This is a genomic window from Nocardioides deserti (assembly GCF_014266025.1).
In the GTDB taxonomy this organism is placed as follows: Bacteria; Actinomycetota; Actinomycetes; order Propionibacteriales; family Nocardioidaceae; genus Nocardioides; species Nocardioides deserti.
On record NZ_JACMYC010000001.1, the window covers coordinates 36,469 to 54,613 of the forward strand.

An 18,145-nucleotide genomic window follows, 5' to 3' on the forward strand; every position below is an offset into this window, starting at 1 on the left:
GCGAGCGCGTCAGTCGAGGCCGAGCGAGAACGCCGACTCGAGGTCGTGCTGGGAGTACGCGCGGAACGCGATGTGCGTCTCGGTCGCGGTCACGCCCTCGACCTTGTTGAGCCGGTCGGCGACGACGTTGGCGACGTCCTCGTGGTTTCGCACGCGGACGAGCGCGATGAGGTCGATCTGGCCGGTCACCGAGTAGACCTCGCTGACCCCGTCGAGTGCGGCGATCGCCTCGGCCACCTCGGGGATGCGGGCGACGTCAGCCTTGACGAAGACGATGGCGGTGATCATGGCCAGACCCTAGCCGGGCCGCCGCCCGGGCCGGGCCGGTCACCGCGCCGGCTGGTGGACGGGCGCGAGGTCGCGGCGGTCGGCGAACGGGACGAGCTCCTCGCGCGACCTGCTCACCGCGTCGTGGATGGCGAGGTGCCGCGTCGCGCCCTCGATCGGGCAGGTCCACTCGCCCTGGACGTCGACGAGGCGGATGCCGGGGGACTCGAGCCAGCGCAGGATCTTCTCGGTCTCCTCGGCGGTCGCCACCGGCACCGGCCCCGGACCTCCGGTGACCGTCTCGGCGGAGGCGCGCAGCGACTCGACGTAGGCGTGGGCGGCGGCGCCGGGCGGGATCACGCCGGCGGCGGCGAGGCGTCCGTGGCGCACCACGTGGACCGCCCACCGGCCGTCGTCGCCGCGGCGGGCGGCCACGACCTCGGGGCAGCGGGTGAGCGCGCTGAGGCGCTGCGTGCGGCTGGCGGCGCGGATGAACGCCGCCAGCCGGTCGCGGTGCACGCCGGCCTCCTCGAACCGCTCGTCGGCGGCGAGCGCCTCCATCCGGGCGTTGATCTGCTCGACCACCCGGTCGGGACGACGCAGCAGGGAGTCGCGCAGCTGCCGCACCACCGCGGCGTACGTGTCGTGGTCCACGGTGCCGTCGCAGGGGGAGAGGCAGCGGCCGAGCTCGGCCAGCACGCACGGCGTGCGCGACGGCGCCTTGCCGAAGCGGTCCGAGCACTGGCGCAGCGGGAAGGTGTCGTGCAGGGCGGCGAGGCACTTCTCGGCGACCTTGCGGGAGGAGAACGGGCCGAGGTAGTCGGCGTCGTCGTCGAGCACCCGCTTGACCAGCGACAGCCGGGGCCAGGGCTCACGGGTCAGCTTGACGAAGGTGGTCTTCTCCGGGAAGCGGGAGCGGCGGTTGTAGCGCGGCTTGTGCTCGGCGATCAAACGCAGCTCGCGGACCTCGGCCTCCAGCGGGGTGGCGCACTCGATGCCGGTGACGCTGTCGGCGATGCCGACCATCTCGCCCATCCGCGACCGGGTCTCCGAGGCGGTGAAGTAGGTGCGGACCCGGGTGCGGAGGTCCTTGGACGTGCCGACGTACAGCACCCGCCGCTCGTGGTCGCGGAAGAGATAGACGCCGGGCGCGTGGGGGAGCCCCTCGGCCAGGTGGCGCTTGCGGCGCTGGGCCGTGCTGACCCGCCCGGAGAAGGTCTGCAGCTCCTCGAGCGTGTGCACGCCGAGACCGCCGAGCCGCTCCATCAGCCCGTGCAGCACGTCGACGGTCGCGCGGGCGTCGGAGAGGGCGCGGTGGTTGGGGGTGGTCGTGGAGCCGAACGCGCGGGCCAGCGAGGAGAGCTTGCAGTTGGGTGCGTCGTCCTTGGTGATGACGCGGCGGGCCAGACGAGCGGTGTCGAGCACCTCGAAGGCCGGCCAGGGCCGGCCCTGCTGCTCGCAGAAGTACTTCAGGAAGCCGACGTCGAACGGCGCGTTGTGGGCGACCAGGACGGTGCCGGCGGCGAACTCCAGGAACGCCGGCAGGGCGGACTCCACGGGCGGCGCCGTCGCCACCATCGCGTTGCTGATGCCGGTCAGGACAGCGATGAACGGCGGGATCGGCTGGTGCGGGTTGACCAGCGTCTGGAACTCGCCGAGCACCTCGCCGCCGCGCACCTTGACCGCCCCGATCTCGGTGATCATCGAGCCGCCCTCGGCCGAGCCGCCGGTCGTCTCGAGGTCGACGACGGTGAAGGTGATGTCGCGCAGCGGCCGGCCGAGCTCGTCGAAGCTGCGCTGGGACTCCCACCGGCCCGGACGCTGCGGGGTGCTCCCGGCGTGCTCGGCGTGGAGGGTGCTGCTCATGCGGGGGACGGTAGGCGCGGGCGCCGACAATCCCGTGACGGCTCGCGGAATAGGCTCCTCGACGTCCCTCACACCTCCGCTGGGAGCCGCGTTGTCCACCTCGTCCTCGCCGCCGTCGCTGGCGCAGCTGCCCGAGCCGGTGCGGGCCCGGGTCGTGGCGATGACGGCCGACGTGCTGCCGTCGCTCGGGCAGCTGCCGCCGGCCCTGCGTCGGGTGGCGACGTTCGCACCGGCCCGACGGGCGAGGCTGGGGACCACCGCCATCACCACGGCGCTGCGGGACGACGACCTGCGCGGTCGGGTCGCCGCTCACCTCGCCGTCGAGCCCCTGACCGTCTCCGCACCGGCCGACCGGGCCGCCGTCGCGTGGCTGCTGCGGACGGGTGCGTGGGAGGAGGAGCTGGCCGCAGCGCTCGCCGAGGTCGCTCCGGCGGGCCCCACCCGGGAGGAGACCGAGGCCGCCCGGTTGCGCGGCAAGCTCGACGCGGCCGACCGGGCCACCCGTGAGCTGCGGGCCCTGCACCGGGCGCAGCTCGACGAGCTCAAGTCCGAGAACGCCACGCTGCGTCGCCGGCTCGGCGAGGCACGCACGGCCGAGAAGGCCGCTCGGGCCGCGGGGGAGCAGGCCGCTGCCGAGGTCGACGGCCTGCGTCGTGAGGTGGAGGCGCTGGCGTCGACCCAGGACCGGGAGGTACGCCGGCTCCGCGCCCGCGTCGCCGAGCTCGAGGCGGACGCAGCGGCCGGTCGGCGCGCCGTACGTGCGGAGCGGGACGAGGCGACCGTGCGCGCCCGCGTGCTGCTGGAGACCGTCATCGAGTCCGCCGCGGGGCTCCGCCGCGAGCTCGGCCTGCCCTCGGCCTCGGGCGCGCCCGCCGACCGGGTCGAGTCCGGCCTGTCCGCCGGCGTCGCCGACGGGGCACGGCTGCTGACCGGCGCGTCGGCCGGGCTGCTCGAGCAGTACCTCGCGATGCCGCGGGCCCGGCTCATCGTCGACGGCTACAACGTCAGCAAGAACGTCTGGCCGTCCTCGCCGCTCGAGGCGCAGCGGATCCGGCTCGTCAACGGCCTCGCGCCGCTCGTGGCCCGGACCGGGGTCGACACGACTGTCGTCTTCGACGCGGCTCAGGCAGGCCTCGGCGCCCGACCGGTCGTCGCCGCCCCCCGCGGTGTCCGCGTCTACTTCAGTCCCGAGGGCACGATCGCCGACGACGTCATCCGCGACCTCGTCGCTGCGGAGCCGCCCGGCCGCGTGGTCGTCGTCGTGACCGCCGACCAAGCCGTCCTCGCCGACGTCACCCGTGCCGGCGCTCGAGGCGCTTCTGTCGACGCGCTGGCGGCGCTGATCAGCTGACGGGCTCCCGGGTCGCAGACCCGGCGGCCGTCGCGTAGGCCGGGGTGGCCGCACGGTCCAGGCCGCGGTCGTGCCAGACGCGGACGGCGAGGTGGCCGACGAGCGCCATGAGGGCGAGCCAGAGCCAGAGCAGCGGGAAGGTGCGCAGGGCGAGGGCGAGCGAGTTGTCGGTCCAGGCGTGCTCCTCGAGCACCAGGAAGCCCTCGGACGTCGCCCCGATCGTCATGGCGGCGACGGACACCCCGAGCACGGGTCCGATGAGCGCAGCCGCCACCCGGCCGGCTCGGCGGGCGGCGAGGGCGTACGCCGGGAACAGGCACGCCGCGGTCTCGAGGGTCAGCCGGTAGCCGTAGTAGCCGGAGCCGCCGTCGAACTCGTTGAGCTGGCCCTGCACCAGGCTGTAGGCGAGCCCGGCGACGGCGAGGACGCGGGTCCAGTCGGGCAGGTCGCGCCACGAGCGCACGAGCGCTGGGAGCAGGAGGAGGAGCACCGGGCTCCAGACCAGCAGCCCGCGGTCCGCCGAGACCCACAGGCCGAGCTGGTTCACCAGTCCGTCCCAGGGACTCGACTCGACGGTGCCGGCCGTCCGGGCGACGTACTCGGTCGGCGAGGCGTAGGGACCTTGCGGCCTCCAGCCGCCGCCGTACATCCAGCTGCTCCAGGTCCCGGCGAGCACCAGGAACGTCCCGCTGACGGCGCCGACCACCAGCGCGATGGCCGGCTTGCGGCGCCAGATCGCCAGGCCGAGGCCCAGGAGGGCGACGACGAGAGCGACGTGGAGGCGGCCCCACAGGCCGACGCCGCCGAAGAGACCGACGAGCCACCACCGTCCCGTCGCGGCGCCCCAGGCCATGCCGGCGATGCCGAGCACGGTGAGCGTGTGGGTCCACAGGCCGTTGGCGTTGATGGTCCACACGGGTGTCGCGAAGCCGAGCACGCCGACGGCAGCGGTCGCCCACGCCGCGGGCAGGTGCGCCCGCAGCGCGCGCCAGAAGAGCGTGAGCATGAACGCCGTCAGCAGGGCCGCCCAGACGGCGCCGGGCCAACGGACGAAGTCCTCGGGCTGCGCGCCGGTGCGGGCCAGCAGGTACGCCGGGACTCCCATCGCGACGGCGCCGGGGGAGCGGAACACGGCGGTGTGGCCGTTCTCCGCCTCGCCGACCCAGAGGTACTCGTCCTTGAGATCCAGCGCCGACAGGTCGACGCCGTCGAGCCAGGGCGTTCCGCCGGAGGCGATCCTCCAGGCGCCGACCGCGGCCGAGGTGACGTCGTTCATCCCGATCGACCGGTCCGCCGTCGCGGCGTAGACGACGGCCGCGAGGCCGGCGAGGGCCGGCGGCACGAAGCGGGCGAGTGCGGTGGGGGGCACGCGCGGCACCGTAGTTCGCAGTGCGGGGCGACGGCAGGCGAACGGCCCCCGAGTGGCCGAACGGACGACCTCGACCACCCGGGTGGACACCCGTTGTCGGTGGCCGCTGCCACGGTGTGCCCCATGACGACACGGATCGACTGCGACACCTGCGTGGTGCGAGGTCTGGCCTGCCACGACTGCGTGGTGACGGTGCTGCTCGGGCCGCCGCCGGAGCTGACCTTCGACGACGACGAGCGGCGCGCCCTGGAGCTGCTCGCCGAGGGAGGACTGGTGCCACCGCTGCGGCTGGTGCGCCCCGTGGACGGGTTCGACGTCGAGTCGGCCTGAACCGTCCGGGGAGCGCCTCCTGTGACTGGTGTGGCTGCTGGGACGGCTTTCGGTAAAGACTGCGTCTGTCGTCCCCAGAATCGCCGACGACATACCGCGGAAGTTTCGCGGGAGCACGGACGCGCGACTAACCTGTCGTGCTCAGGTGCCCGTGGCAGTGGACCAACCGGTCTGCGCGGGCACCGCGTCGAGTCTCGGCCCGCTCCGGCGGACCGGGAACCGGGGAACCACCGGCGCTGCCCGCAGCGTCACTGGGGTGAATCGCCCGCAAGGCACCGCACAGCGGTGAGGAGCGGGCGTAGGGCCTGTCGTGCCCGAACCCGTCAGCTCACCCGGTAGGCGTACGACACCGAGGAGACCGTCCGCTCGTGCTCAACGGCCGGAAGCGCATCATCCCCGCCCTCACCGGGCTCGCCGTGATCGGCGCCATCGGCATCGGACCCTCGGTCCCGGCTCAGGCCGAGCCGGACATCGAGGACGTCCAGACCCGTGTCGACCGACTCTTCCACGAGGCCGAGCAGGCCTCCGAGCGGTTCAACGACGCCCGGATCGAGCTGCGCGAGCTCAGCCGCGACCTGCGCTCGCTGAAGGCCGACGAGGACCGCCAGGGTGACCGGCTCGAGGGCGTCCGGGAGCAGGTCGAACGCTCTGTCGTGCGGCAGTACCAGGGCCAGGGCCTCTCCGCGGTCGGCCAGGTCATCGTCGCCGACGACCCGCAGGGCTTCCTGTCGGAGCTGTCGACGATGTCGGCCTTCGACGACCTGCAGGACCAGATGTACGGCGACTACACCGCCGAGCTCAAGGCGCTCGACATCCGGCGCGAGGCCACAGCGGACCGCGCCGAGCAGGTCGCCGAGGTCAAGGACCAGCTCGCCGACGAGAAGGCCGAGATCGACGAGAAGCTGGCCGAGGCCGAGAGCCTCCTCGACCGCCTCGAGGAGAAGGAGCGCGAGTCGCTGCTCTCCCGCGACAGCACCCGCGCGCCGGCGTCCGTCCCGGCCTCCGGCCGTGCCGCGGCCGCCATCTCCTACGCCATGGCCCAGGTCGGCGACGCCTACGTCTACGGCGCAGCCGGACCGAGCGCCTTCGACTGCTCCGGACTCACGATGATGGCCTGGGGTGCCGCCGGCGTCGCCCTGCCGCACTCCTCGAGCGCGCAGTACTCCTCCGGGCCGCGCGTCGCCGAGGGCGACCTCCAGCCCGGCGACCTCGTCTTCTACTACAGCCCGATCAGCCACGTCGGCATGTACATCGGCAACGGCATGATCGTCCACGCCGCCAACCCCGGCTCGGGTGTCACCACCGCGGCGCTGCACTCGATGCCGTACGTCGGCGCGGTGCGCCCTGGCTGAGCCGGGTCTCCCGACCGAGGCCGGTCGCCCACGACGGTGGGTGGCCGGCCTCGTCGTCTCGGTGCTCGTCATCGGAGCGGCGGTCGTGTGGCTCGTCCTGCGCGACGACGCGTACGTCGCCACGCCCGACCGCACGGCGGACACGGCGATCGGCCCAGCCGCGCTCGACGAGGCGCTCGACCGGGTCGAGGGGGCCGTCCGCGCCGGCGACGCCGCAGCGCTCGCGGACACCGAGGTGGGCTACCTCGTGACCAATGCCGAGCGGCTCCGGGTGCGGGACCTCGATCTCCGGTACGTCGAGCAGACCGGCCGCACCGCCGACGCGGTGCGCGCCACCGTCGACGTGACGTGGCGCTTCGCCGGCTTCGACGCCGAGCCCGCGCGGACGGAGGTCGCGATGACCTTCCGGCCCGACGAGGACGGAGCGGCGCTGGCCGCAGTCGGCGGAGGCGACGGACGAAGCCCACTGTGGCTGACCGGGCCGGTCGAGGTGCGGCGCACCGACCACGTGCTGGTCCTCGGCGCCGAGGGCACGGACCTGAGGCCCGTGGCCGCCCGCGCCGAGGCCGCCGTGCCGGTGGTGCGACGGGTGATCGAGGCGTGGCGCCCGCGCCTCGTCGTCGAGGTGCCGGAGTCGGCCGCCGGGCTCGGCGACGTGCTCGGAGCGGAGGACGGGCAGTACGACGGCGTCGCCGCGGTCACCGCCGCACCGGACGGCTCGACGGCTCCCGACGCGCCGCTGCACGTCTTCGTGAACCCCGAGGTGCTCGGGACGCTGCGGTCGCGGGGTGCGCAGGTCGTGCTCAGCCACGAGGCGACGCACGTCGCGACCCGCGCGCCGGTGAGCACCCAGCCTCTCTGGCTGCTCGAAGGCTTCGCCGACTACGTGGCGCTGCGGGACGTCGACCTGCCGCTCAGCACGACCGCCGGCCAGGTCATCGAGCAGGTGCGCGCGGACGGGCCGCCGCCCGCCCTGCCCGGGCCGGTCGAGTTCGAAACGGGCACCACCCACCTGGGTGCGGCGTACGAAGCGGCGTGGCTGGCGTGCGTCGTGCTGGCGGACCGGGTGGGGGAGCGGGGCGTCGTCGACCTGTACCGCACCGCCGGGTCCGACGGGCTCGACGCCGCGCTGCAGGAGGTCGCCGGGTGGACCGAGACGGAGCTGACGCAGGCATGGTGGGCTCGCCTGACCGAGCTGGCCGGCCTGCCAGACTGAGCGCGTGACGCCGACCGCCCGCCGACTCTCGTGGGTCCTCGTCGGCGTGGGCGGCACCGCCTTCGTCCTGCTGGCCTGGTGGCTGGTGCCGTGGGACCCCGTCCCAGGTGGTCCGGTCGAACCGGTGCGGGCCGAGGACTACTTCAGCGCCGAGCACATCGCCCGCGCCGAGCAGTACTCCCAGTGGGCGCGCACCTGGAGCTACTCGTCGCTCGCCGTCTCGATCCTGGTGGCGTGCTACCTCGGGTTCAGCAGGCGCGGCCGAGCCTGGGCCCAGCGGGCGCCCGGCCCGTGGTGGGTGCAAGTGGTCGTCCTGGTGGCGTTCGTCGAGCTCACTCGGCGCGTCGTGACGCTGCCGTTCGGGATCGCCTTCGAGGAGCACCGGCGGGACTACGGGCTGTCCACGCGGTCGTGGGGCGGATACGCCGCCGACGTCGTCCGCAACGAGGTGCTCGGCATCGTCGTCGCGTCGTTGGCGCTGCTGGTCGTCATCGGGCTGGCCCGACGGCTGCCGCGGGCCTGGCCGGCCGTGGCCGGACTGCTCGTCGCGGCGATGGTGGTGCTCGGCTCGTTCGTCTACCCGGTCGTCGTGGAGCCGGCGTTCAACTCCTTCGAGCCGCTCGAGGACGGCCCGCTGCGTCAGGGGATCGTGGAGCTGGCTGCGAAGGAGGACGTCGAGATCGGCGACGTGCTCGTCGCGGACGCGTCCCGGCGGACGTCGACGTTGAACGCCTACGTCTCCGGCTTCGGCGCGAGCCGGCGAGTCGTCCTCTACGACACGCTGGTCGAGGACCTGCCGGTCGACCAGGCTCTGTCGGTCGTCGCCCACGAGCTGGCGCACGCGAAGAACGACGATGTGCTGGTCGGTACGACCCTGGGCGCGGCCGGCTCGGTGGTGGGCGTCGGGCTGCTGGCGCTCTGCCTCGGCTGGGGCGCCCGGCGCGGAGTCGGCTCGGCCGCGGTCGTGCCCCTGGCGCTGGCTCTGGTCGCCGTGGGCGGCCTGCTCGCCAGCCCGGTGCAGAACGGGATCAGTCGCCAGGTGGAGACCCGAGCTGACGTCGAGGCACTGCGCGCGACCGGTGATGCGGGTGCGTTTGTCGCGATGCAGGTCCGGCTGTCGGAGCGGTCCCTCAGCGACATGACCCCACCTCGGCTGACGGAGTGGCTGTTCTCAAGTCACCCGAACACGCCTCGGCGTCTCGCACTGGGACAGAAATGCGTGAGTGGCTCGCAGCCTTGAGCTGCGAGCCACTCAGAGTGCCGCGATCAGCAGGTCGCGGTGCCGGTCTTGCCTTCGTTTGTGATCGACGTGCAGGTCTCCTCGAAGGCGCCCTTGACCACAGGGCCGAGCGCGAAGACGGCGACGACGATGAGGGCCGCGATGCCCGCGATGAGCAGGCCGTACTCGACGGCCGAGGCGCCGCGCTCCTCCATCTTGGCGAGGCGGGCGTTGAGAAGGATGCGGAAGTAGTCGACCATGACCGGGTTCTCCTAAGAGTGCTGTGACGGGGAGTGGATCTTCGGCGTGAGGCCGAAGAACCTCACGACAGAAATCCTCGCCGAAACCGCAGGTCAGCGAATCCCGATCGCGTGTCGAGCTCGATAGTCCGAACGGACTACCACCGGTCGGCGGCCGTCACGGTCAGACGGGCCAGGACGCCCTCAGGAGTCGGCCGGCTTGACGCTGGAGAGCAGACCGATCCGCATGGCGGTGACCAGGGCCTGCGCCCGGTTGGCGGCGCCGAGCTTCTGGTAGATCTTCGCGATGTGCGACTTGGCGGTCGACTCGCTCAGGTAGAGCTTGTCGCCGATCTGCGCCGCGCCGAGACCGTCGGCGAGCAGCAGGAGCACCTCGTGCTCACGGTCGGAGAGCTTGGTCGACTCGCCGGACTGGCGGCGCATCATCGCACCGACGAGTCCGGTGGCGATGAAGGAGCGAGGGGAGACGGCCGCGTGCCGGGCGGCCTTGACGACCTCCGTCGACGGAGCGTCCTTGCCGACGAAGCCGGACGCGCCGGCCTGCATCGCGGCGAAGATCTGCTCGTCGCCGGAGTGCATCGTGAGGATGATCAGGCCGGTGTCGTTGCTCTTCTTCCGCACGGCCCGGACGACGTCGAGCCCGGTGCCGTCCTGCAGCTGCAGGTCGGTGACGACGACGTCGGGGGAGAGCTCGTCGTACTTGGCCAGCGCCTCGGCGACCGTGGCCGCCACTCCGACGATGCTCATGTCGGCCTCGAGGTCGAGGACGCCGGAGAGGCCGTCCCGGATCAGCTGGTGGTCGTCGACGAGGAGCACGCGGATGTGTCGGTCGCTCATGCCTTCACTCTCTTCTCATCTAGGGCCTGGTCGCCGGCGGACGAAGGCTCGAGGTCGGTACCCACCGCCACCGTGACCATCAGACCACCGCCGGGCGCGGGGTCGATGCTGAGGCGGCCGCCGATGAGCGTCGCGCGCTCCCGCATGATCTCGAGACCGTGGGAGTCGGACCGGGCCTGCTGCATGCCCCGGCCGTCGTCGGAGACGGTGATGATCGCGCGGGGCGCGTGCACCCGGCAGTGCACGTCGATGACCGAGGCGTGCGCGTGCTTGATCGCGTTGTTCATCGCCTCCTGGGTGATGCGGAACAGCTCCGCCTCGACCTCCGGGCGCAGGCGCGTGGTGTGCTCCTCGAGCGTGACCTGGATCGGTACGCCGGACACCTCGCTGAGGTGCCGCGCGATCGAGCTGATGGCAGCCCCCAGGCTCTCGTTCTCGCCCACGCTGGTGCGCAGGGTGAGCACCGACTGCCGGACCTCGCCGACCACGTGGCTCACGCGGTCGCGGAGCAGGGCGATCCGGTCGGCCTGCTCGGGCGAACCGGGCTGCGCCGCGAGGGCGTCGACGAGGTAGCCGAGCGAGGCGATCTCCTGGGCGACGCCGTCGTGCATCTCGCGGGCGAGCCGACGGCGCTCCTCGGCCGTGGCCGCGTCGCGGAACGACGAGAACAACAGCGCCGTGTCGAGGTGGACGGCGCTCGGCGCCAGCCGGCGCTGCAGCTGCCGGATCCGGCCCGCCAGGTCGAGCCGGCCGGGGTCGAGCCGATCCGACAGCACGCCGGCGACGACTGCCGCGTCGTCGAGCGGGATCGCGAAGCACCGGTCGTGCACGACGACCTCGCCGCGCGCCCAGGCCTCGAAGGCGACGTCGTCCTGGTTGCACGGAGCGCCGTCCAGGCTCTCCTCGACTAGCGGGGTCAGCGAGTCGCCGCGAGGGACGTAGAGGACCAGGGCAGCGATCGGGAGCTCGTCGCGGACCGAGCTGACGATGGCGCCGCCCAACGCAGTCGGGTCGAGCCCGGACTTCAGGCCCCCGGAGAGGTCGATCAGCTGGCGCAGCAGGGTCTGCGCGTAGTGGTACGGCGCCAGCGGGTCGGCGGACCGCTCGATGGCCGAGTGCAGGAAGGTGGCGATCAGGCCGAGGCCGAGACCGGTGACGGTCCAGGTGAAGACGCCGATCCAGAGCTCCCGATCGAGACCGTCCGACGCCAGGGTGATGACGCCGAAGAGGGCGACCAGCTGGGCCGACATGGCCAGGGCGACGCCGACCGCGCCGCGGTGGAGGCCGGCGGTGAACGGAGGGACGGCCAGCGCAGCCAGGATGGGCAGGGCGTCGCCGACCGTGACCCCGCAGACCAGCCCGACCACCACGGCGTCGAACGTCGTGGCGAAGCCGGTGGACACGCCGGGCCGGAACTCCGCGAGCTGCACGACGGCCCAGACCGCACCGATGGCGATCAGGGCCAGGACCATGTCCCTGCGGTCGACGATCGCCGCGATCGAGAGGAAGAGCAGCACGAACCCGCGTGCGGCGAGGGTGAGTCGCGCGAACGGCAGGTCCGGGTTGGTCATCCCATGTTCTCCATGATGCTGATCACCGCGGGCCCCATGACCGCGATGAACAAGCAAGGCAGGATGCAGAAGATGAGGGGCACGGTGATCTTGACAGGTACCTGTTGCGCCTTGTGCTCGGCGCGCTGACGACGTTTGACCCGCATCTCCGCGGATTGCACGCGCAGGACCTGCGAGATGGGGATGCCGAAGGAGTCGGCCTGCACCATCGCGCCGACGAACGCCTTGAGGTCGGGCACGTTGGTCCGGTCCCCCAGGGCGCGCAGTGCACCCGCCCGGCCCTGCCCGATCTGCATCTCGCGCAGCACGCGGGAGAACTCGTCGGCGAGCGGGCCCTCGGTGTTGCGGGCCACCTGCTGGACGGCGGCGTCGAAGCCGAGCCCGGACTCCACGCTGATCGTCATCAGGTCGATCGCGTCGGCGAGCTCGCGCTGCATCCGCTCGGTGCGCTCGTAGGTCTTCTGGTAGAGGTACAGGTCCGGCACGAAGAACCCGACCACCAGTCCACCGAGCAGCATGACGATGGCGACGGGCACCGTGACGCCCATCATGAGAGCGAAGGCGCCGGCGACCAGGGTCAGCGAGACCGCGCCGATGACCTTGCCGGAGACGACCCGGTCGACGGACCAGTCGCGCGGGTTGCCCGCGAAGTCGAGCTTCTTGCGGATCCGCTCGGCGGAGTCCGCGCCGGACAACCGCCGGCCCAGCCGCAGCGCCCGGGCCTGGAGCGGCTCGAGCACCCGCTCCGCGAAGGGCCGGTCCAGCTCGTCGCGCAGCGCCTTCGGAGCGGAGGTGATCGCCTGGATCGCGGCGAGCGAGCGGGTCACGCCGGAGGTCTGGCCGGCGTCAGGAGTCAGCGCCATGCCGACCAGCAGCAGGGCGACGAGCACGAGCACGACGCCGAGGACGAAGAGCAGCGTCATCTCACACCTCCACCTTGACGAGCTTGCTCATCCAGAACACACCGACGGACAGGATCACCGCGGCACCCACGAGCATGAGGATGCCGAGCGGCTCGGTGAACATCACGATGACGTAGTCGCGCTGCGAGAAGAACAGGTACAGCATGAACAGCGGCGGTAGGCAGCCGAGCACCCACGCCGAGAGCTTCCCCTCGGCGGCGAGGGCGGCGACCTGACGACGGAGGTACTCCCGCTCGCGCATGGTCGCGGCGACGGTGTCGAGCAGCTCAGCCAGGTTGCCACCGACCTGGCGCTGGATCTTGATCGCCATGACGACCCACTCGAAGTCCTTCGACTCGAAGCGCTCGGCGACCCCCTCCAGCGCGTCCTCGAGCGGTACGCCGAGGCGGGTCTCGACCAGGACCCGCTTGAACTCGGTGGAGACCGGGTCGGCCCCCTCGCGCACGATCGTGTCGACCGACTGCGCGAGCGAGAGACCCGCCGCGAGCGACCCGGACATCAGCTGCAGGGTGTCGGGCAGCAACGAGTTGAACGCCTTGCGCCGCCGCGAGGTCCGGATGCCGAGGTAGACCCAGGGGCCGAGCCCGCCGAGCGCGAGGAACAGCAGCCCGAGCACGAGGTTGCCGCGGCCGAGCAGCAGGCCGACGAGCCCGGCGACGACGAAGATCGCGGCGTGGACGAGCAGCCACTCCGACGACTTCAGCTCGCTGCCGGCGCCCTCGAGCCGGTGGGTGATCCGGGCGTCGAGGGACTTGTTGCGCCGCAGCACGCCCGCGGCCGCGTCCTTCGCCGATGCGAGCGCCTGGTCGGCGTCGACGCGTGGGCCGCCGGGCGAGCCGGGCGTCGTGGCCTCGGTGTAGCGCGACAGCCGCTCCTCGGCGGTCAGCGGCTTGGGGCCGCGCGGCACGAGCAGCACGACGAGCGCGACCAGGCCGAGGCCGAGCGTGCCGACGCCGGCGTACATCACCCAGGACGAGGGCACCCAGCCGTCCTGCTCCACGACCGGGGGCGTGGACGCCGGCGCGGCGGTCGCGGCCTGCACGGTGGTGAACGCTTCCGCGACCACCGGCTCGACGCCGCTGCCCCCCTGGGTGCCCAGCGTGACCTCGACGGTCGCCTCGGACGCGGTGACGCCGGACGGGACCGGGGCGGTGACGAGCACCTGCCGCGCGAGGGCATCGGCCTCCTGCGAGAAGGCCTCCTCGAGCGCGGTCCGGCTCGACTCGACCAGCCGGCCGCTGCCGGCCGTGGCGAGGTCCTGGAGCGCGGCGAGCGCGGCCTCGCCCTGGTCGAGCGCGACGACGTCGAGGATGACGCCGGAGTCCTCGACGGCGGCGGTGACGTCCTCGAACGGGGTGTCGGAGGTGTCCGCGCCGTCCGAGAGCACCAGCAGCGAGCGCTGGCCGTCCTCGCCGGCCAGGTCGACCGCGGCGAGCACGCCGTCGTGGAGCAACGTCTGCCGGCTCAGGGTCAGCGACCGGACCACCTCGCGGGCCGCGTCGCGGTCGGTGGTGGGGGCGAGCACCTCGTCGACGGTGCCGGCGAAGCTGACGATGCCGATCTCGACGTCCGTCGGCGCGGTGCGGATGAACGTCAGGGCGGCCGCCTTGGCCGACCCGAAGCGGTCGCCGCGCATCGAGTTGCTGGTGTCGATCGCCAGCACAGCAGTACGCCGTACGGCTGCGGCCGCCTCGGCGGGTGCGGCGGTCGCGGTGGTCTCGACGCCGTCGACGGTGACCGTGACCGCGTCGAGGTCGACCTCGGCGCCCTCCGGCACCGCGACGAGCACCTGCAGGCCGTCGGCGGTCGGCTCGACGTGCGTGATCGACCCGTCGGCGCCGAAGGCGGCCGAGGGGACCAGGACCGCGAGCACCGCGACCAGGGAGAGAACCAGGCGTCGCATCAGATCCGGTCCGTCGCGAACAGCATCGGGTCGACGGTGACGTTGGCGTAGGCCATCTTGTCGAGGAACTTCGGCCGGAGCCCGGTCGGGCGCAGCCGGCCGAGCGTCCGGCCCTGCGCGTCGAACCCGGCGGAGGTGTCGAACACGAAGATGTCCTGCAGCGTGATGACGTCGCCCTCCATCCGCTCCACCTCGGTGAGGTGGGTGATCCGGCGGGTGCCGTCCTTGAAGCGGGTCTGGTGGACGATCAGGTCGACCGCGGAGGCGACCTGCTCGCGGATCGCGCGCACGGGCAGGTCCATGCCGGCCATGAGGACCATCGTCTCCATGCGCGAGAGCGTGTCGCGCGGACCGTTGGAGTGCAGGGTGCAGATCGAGCCGTCGTGACCGGTGTTCATCGCCTGGAGCATGTCGAGCGCGGAGGCGTCGCGGACCTCGCCGACGATGATCCGGTCGGGCCGCATGCGCAGGCTGTTGCGCACGAGGTCGCGGATGTGGACCGCGCCCTTGCCCTCGATGTTGGCCGGCCGCGACTCCAGCCGGACGACGTGGTCCTGCTTCAGCTGCAGCTCGGCGGCGTCCTCGATGGTGACGATCCGCTCATCGGAGGGGATGAAGGAGGACAGCACGTTGAGCGTGGTCGTCTTGCCGGCGCCGGTGCTGCCGGAGACGATGATGTTGAGCCGGCCGCGCACGCACGCCTCGAGGAAGTCGGTCGTCTGCGGCGTCAGCGACCCGAACGACACCAGGTCGGTCGCCGTCAGCGGGTCGGTGGCGAACTTGCGGATCGTCAGCGCCGAGCCGTCCACCGACAGCGGCGGCACGACGGCGTTCACGCGGCTGCCGTCGGGGAGGCGGGCGTCGACCATCGGGCTGGACTCGTCGACCCGGCGGCCGATGCGGGAGACGATCTTGTCGATCGTGCGCCGCAGGTGCGACTCGTCGACGAAGTGGGCGTCGGCCGGCTGGAGCTTGCCGTTCTTTTCCAGCCAGATCGAGCTGTGCCCGTTGACCATGACCTCGGAGACGTCCGGGTCGCGCAGGAACGGCTCGATCGGCCCGTAGCCGAGGATGTCGTCGCTGATCTCCTGCGTCACCCGCGCCCGGTCGCCGCTGCTGAGCGGTCGGTCCTGGGAGGACAGCACGTTGGCGAGGACGGTGCGGACGCGCTGGTCCAGCTCCTCCTGGTCCATGTCGGCGTCGTAGAGGTGCGGGCCCAGCTGCTGAAGCAGCTCGGCGTGCACGTTGCCCTTGATTTCCTCGATGCGGTCGACCTGCGACGCGCCGAGGGTACGCCGTGGCGCGGCGTCGGCCTTGCGCCTCGCGGCCGCGGCGGCGTTCACGGCGGCTGCGGCCGCAGCGGCGCCGGCCGGCTGGTCGGCGGGCGCGTCGAGGGTGCCGATGGCGGCAGCCGCGCCGGTCGGGTCGCCGGCGTCGGCGGCGCCGATGTCGGGGGTCTCGGTCCGCCGGGCGGCGGCGAGGCGTTCGGACAGGGAGCTCATCTGGTCATCTCCGGATGCGGAACCGGCGGGCGGACTTCTCGGTCGTGCCCGGCTCGGCACCCTCGTCGGGGCCGGCGGTGGACCGGGGGGCGGCGACCGTGTCGCCCGCGAGGCGGGTCGCGAGGTCGCGGATGGCGGTGCTCGACTGGTGCGCGGGGTTCTCCAGCAGGATCGGGGTGCCGGCGTTGGTGGCGGCGGCGATGTCGATCGAGCTCTCGACCTGCGCGGCGACCCCCATGCCGAGGATGGCCTCGACCTTGTCGGGCCCGATGCCGACGGCGTCGTCGGCACGGTTGAGCAGCAGGTGGCGGTGGCCGCGGGCGATGTCGAGCATCTCGAGCGTCTCGAGGGCCACCTTGACGTTCTTGAGCGTCGGCACGTCCAGCGTCGCGACGATGACGCACTCGTCGGTCTCGTCGAGCGCGGTCAGCGTCTGCTCGTCGAAGGCGGGTGCGGTGTCGACGACGACGTAGTCGAAGGTCTCGCGCAGCGTGCGCAGGATCCGGGTGACGAGCGCCGCCGTGACCCGCTCGCGCACGTCGGGGTGCGCGGGCGCCGCCAGCACCATGAGCGACTCCTGGTGGCGGGTCAGGAGGCCGTCGAGCATCGCGACGTCGAGGCTGTCCTCGGCACCCACGGCCTGCTCGATGGAGTGCGTGGGGAACAGCTGCATGGTGATCGCCACGTCGCCGAAGCCCAGGTCGAGGTCGACCAGGCAGACCTTACGGGCGCCCTGGTCGGTCAGCGCGAGGGCGAGGTTGACCGCCATCGTGGTCTTGCCGACGCCGCCCTTGGGGGAGAAGACGGTGACCACGCGCCCGACGTGCGCGGCGCCCGAGGGGCCGCGCAGGGCGACGTGCAGCTGGTAGGCCCGGTCGACCGCGGCCTCGAGCGCGACCAGGTCGCCGGTCTCCACGACGTCGCGGGCACCGGCCTTCATCGCGCTCGCCAGGGTCGTCGCGTCGAGCTCGTCGCGCACGAGCACGACGCTGAGGGTGGGCCGGCTCGTCCGGAGCGTCTCGCAGACCGCGACGGTGTCGGCCAGCGCCAGGTGGGGGCCCAGCACGACGACGTACTCGTCGCCGTGCTGGGTGAGCCACGCCTGCATCCGGTCGACGGTCAGCACCCCCTGGGCACCGGTCGGCAGACCGGCCAGCAGCGAGGTGAGAGCGGCGTTCTCGGGATCGACGGCGACGGGCACGGGACTACCCGAACAGGTTCTGGTTGGTCACGCCAGGGCCGGGGCGGACGTTGGTGCCGTCGCCGACGAGGGCGAACGCGAGCTCGCCGTTGCCCTGCGCGAACATCACCCGTTCGGCCTCCTCCTGGCTGAGCGCCAGGGTGATCAGCGTGCGGGGGAGCTGCTCGACGACCTGCTGGCCGGTCTGGTCGGTGACCGTGGTGGAGACCGGGGTGGTCGAGCCGACCGCGAGCACGGTCGCCTTCGGGAGCAGGAGCCGCGTGAACGGCTGGCCCGTGCCCGGGTCGGAGCCGTTGAAGAAGACGGCGACCTGCGAGCCGGGGTTGACGAAGCCGGCGACGCGGGCGGTGTCGGTGAGGTTCACCGTGGCGGTGACCTGGCCCTTCTGCAGCTGCAGGCCGGTGTCGGCGGAGACCTGCGCGGCACCGCCGAACTTGGCGGGGATCAGCTGCTCACCGGGGTAGATCGGCACCAGCGCGAGCAGCCCGTTGAAGGCGGCGGTGTCGCTCTGGGCCCCCTCGAGCAGCTGGTCCTGGACGACCGGCTCGAGCGCGACCTTGCCCGCGGCCAGCGCGTCCTCGATCTTCTCGCCCTTGGCGATCGGCGCGGTCGCGCGCAGCACCTCGACGGTGGCGAACCGGTCCTCGGCCCGCTCGTCGGCTCCTCGCACGTAGAGGAACACCAGCACCGCACCCAGCGCAGCGACGAACGCCGCGGCGATGAGGAGGATTCTTCGTCGATCCATCGACAGAACCTTTCCGTCCTGTGAGGAACGTCGGGGCTCCCTCCGACGGTCCAGCGTTGTCCCATGCGGGCACAGCCGGCTCCCTCCCGAGTCGGCTGCACCGGAGCACGATGCTAGGCGTCCCGACCACCTCGGCGCGGCGAAACCGGTCAATCGGCGGCCTGGTCACCCGCCGGGGTGTGGCGCTCCGCCGCAGGTGTGTCCGGGAGCGTCTCGCGCATGGCCCGGACGGG

General features: G+C 72.6%; 16 protein-coding genes and 1 riboswitch. Of the genes, 5 read left to right on the top strand and 11 right to left on the bottom strand.

Annotated features, from left to right (window positions below; genetic code table 11):
* Positions 1-9: 9 nt before the first annotated feature.
* Positions 10-288: an Lrp/AsnC family transcriptional regulator gene (locus H7344_RS00220; RefSeq protein ID WP_166189845.1), complete on the bottom strand. Its 279-nt coding sequence runs from the start codon at positions 286-288 to the stop codon at positions 10-12.
* A 39-nt stretch (positions 289-327) separates the two neighbouring features.
* A complete protein-coding gene (locus tag H7344_RS00225; RefSeq protein ID WP_186344028.1) occupies positions 328-2,133 on the bottom strand; it encodes a DEDD exonuclease domain-containing protein in 1,806 nt (601 codons plus the stop codon).
* A gap of 91 nt (positions 2,134-2,224) precedes the next feature.
* Here H7344_RS00225 and H7344_RS00230 point away from each other — a divergent pair, with 91 nt between their 5' ends.
* Positions 2,225-3,484 carry an NYN domain-containing protein gene (locus tag H7344_RS00230; RefSeq protein WP_186344029.1) on the top strand — a complete coding sequence of 420 codons (1,260 nt, stop codon included), beginning with the start codon at positions 2,225-2,227 and terminating at the stop codon, positions 3,482-3,484.
* On the opposite strand, the gene H7344_RS00235 is transcribed toward H7344_RS00230, so the two are convergent.
* Entirely contained in the window at positions 3,477-4,853 is a 1,377-nt protein-coding gene (locus H7344_RS00235; RefSeq protein WP_186344030.1) for a hypothetical protein, read from the bottom strand. The genes H7344_RS00230 and H7344_RS00235 overlap by 8 nt on opposite strands.
* A gap of 123 nt (positions 4,854-4,976) precedes the next feature.
* Here H7344_RS00235 and H7344_RS00240 point away from each other — a divergent pair, with 123 nt between their 5' ends.
* From H7344_RS00240 to H7344_RS00255, 4 genes are all read left to right on the top strand, one after another.
* On the top strand, positions 4,977-5,183 hold the full coding sequence (locus H7344_RS00240) for a hypothetical protein (protein ID WP_186344031.1): 207 nt from the start codon (positions 4,977-4,979) through the stop codon (positions 5,181-5,183).
* Between the two features lie 186 nt (positions 5,184-5,369).
* Positions 5,370-5,540, top strand: a riboswitch (cyclic di-AMP (ydaO/yuaA leader).
* An 11-nt stretch (positions 5,541-5,551) separates the two neighbouring features.
* Positions 5,552-6,535: a C40 family peptidase gene (locus H7344_RS20990; protein WP_186344032.1), complete on the top strand. Its 984-nt coding sequence runs from the start codon at positions 5,552-5,554 to the stop codon at positions 6,533-6,535.
* A 40-nt stretch (positions 6,536-6,575) separates the two neighbouring features.
* Positions 6,576-7,751 carry a hypothetical protein gene (locus H7344_RS00250; protein ID WP_186344033.1) on the top strand — a complete coding sequence of 392 codons (1,176 nt, stop codon included), beginning with the start codon at positions 6,576-6,578 and terminating at the stop codon, positions 7,749-7,751.
* 4 nt (positions 7,752-7,755) lie between these two features.
* On the top strand, positions 7,756-8,991 hold the full coding sequence (locus tag H7344_RS00255; protein WP_186344034.1) for a M48 family metallopeptidase: 1,236 nt from the start codon (positions 7,756-7,758) through the stop codon (positions 8,989-8,991).
* Positions 8,992-9,017: 26 nt separating this feature from the next.
* Here H7344_RS00255 and H7344_RS00260 read toward each other — a convergent pair whose 3' ends face one another.
* From H7344_RS00260 to cpaB, 8 genes are all read right to left on the bottom strand, one after another.
* Complete coding sequence (locus H7344_RS00260; RefSeq protein WP_186344035.1) at positions 9,018-9,230, bottom strand: Flp family type IVb pilin; 213 nt, start codon at positions 9,228-9,230, stop codon at positions 9,018-9,020.
* 183 nt (positions 9,231-9,413) lie between these two features.
* Positions 9,414-10,067 (bottom strand): response regulator transcription factor, encoded by a 654-nt coding sequence (locus tag H7344_RS00265; RefSeq protein WP_186344036.1) that lies wholly within the window; start codon positions 10,065-10,067, stop codon positions 9,414-9,416.
* Positions 10,064-11,638 carry a sensor histidine kinase gene (locus H7344_RS00270; RefSeq protein WP_186344037.1) on the bottom strand — a complete coding sequence of 525 codons (1,575 nt, stop codon included), beginning with the start codon at positions 11,636-11,638 and terminating at the stop codon, positions 10,064-10,066. The genes H7344_RS00265 and H7344_RS00270 overlap by 4 nt, the downstream gene beginning before the upstream one ends.
* A complete protein-coding gene (locus H7344_RS00275) occupies positions 11,635-12,561 on the bottom strand; it encodes a type II secretion system F family protein (protein ID WP_186344038.1) in 927 nt (308 codons plus the stop codon). The genes H7344_RS00270 and H7344_RS00275 overlap by 4 nt, the downstream gene beginning before the upstream one ends.
* Position 12,562: 1 nt before the next feature.
* Entirely contained in the window at positions 12,563-14,464 is a 1,902-nt protein-coding gene (locus H7344_RS00280) for a type II secretion system F family protein (protein WP_186344039.1), read from the bottom strand.
* Positions 14,464-15,966: a CpaF family protein gene (locus H7344_RS00285; RefSeq protein ID WP_229706839.1), complete on the bottom strand. Its 1,503-nt coding sequence runs from the start codon at positions 15,964-15,966 to the stop codon at positions 14,464-14,466. Before H7344_RS00285 ends, H7344_RS00280 begins: the two co-directional genes overlap by 1 nt.
* Before the next feature lie 4 nt (positions 15,967-15,970).
* The gene (locus H7344_RS00290; RefSeq protein WP_186344040.1) at positions 15,971-17,167 is read right to left on the bottom strand and encodes an AAA family ATPase; all 1,197 of its coding nucleotides are present in this window, start codon (positions 17,165-17,167) and stop codon (positions 15,971-15,973) included.
* Positions 17,168-17,171: 4 nt separating this feature from the next.
* Entirely contained in the window at positions 17,172-17,912 is a 741-nt protein-coding gene (gene cpaB, locus H7344_RS00295; protein ID WP_186344041.1) for a Flp pilus assembly protein CpaB, read from the bottom strand.
* Between the last annotated feature and the right edge of the window lie 233 nt (positions 17,913-18,145).

Coding starts and splice junctions, on each gene's coding strand:
- H7344_RS00220 (WP_166189845.1), bottom strand. CDS start 288: ATGATCACCGCCATCGTCTTCGTCAAGGCTGACGTCGCCCGCATCCCC.
- H7344_RS00225 (WP_186344028.1), bottom strand. CDS start 2,133: ATGAGCAGCACCCTCCACGCCGAGCACGCCGGGAGCACCCCGCAGCGT.
- H7344_RS00240 (WP_186344031.1), top strand. CDS start 4,977: ATGACGACACGGATCGACTGCGACACCTGCGTGGTGCGAGGTCTGGCC.
- H7344_RS00260 (WP_186344035.1), bottom strand. CDS start 9,230: ATGGTCGACTACTTCCGCATCCTTCTCAACGCCCGCCTCGCCAAGATG.
- H7344_RS00265 (WP_186344036.1), bottom strand. CDS start 10,067: ATGAGCGACCGACACATCCGCGTGCTCCTCGTCGACGACCACCAGCTG.
- H7344_RS00270 (WP_186344037.1), bottom strand. CDS start 11,638: ATGACCAACCCGGACCTGCCGTTCGCGCGACTCACCCTCGCCGCACGC.
- H7344_RS00275 (WP_186344038.1), bottom strand. CDS start 12,561: ATGACGCTGCTCTTCGTCCTCGGCGTCGTGCTCGTGCTCGTCGCCCTG.
- H7344_RS00280 (WP_186344039.1), bottom strand. CDS start 14,464: ATGCGACGCCTGGTTCTCTCCCTGGTCGCGGTGCTCGCGGTCCTGGTC.
- H7344_RS00285 (WP_229706839.1), bottom strand. CDS start 15,966: ATGAGCTCCCTGTCCGAACGCCTCGCCGCCGCCCGGCGGACCGAGACC.
- cpaB (WP_186344041.1), bottom strand. CDS start 17,912: ATGGATCGACGAAGAATCCTCCTCATCGCCGCGGCGTTCGTCGCTGCG.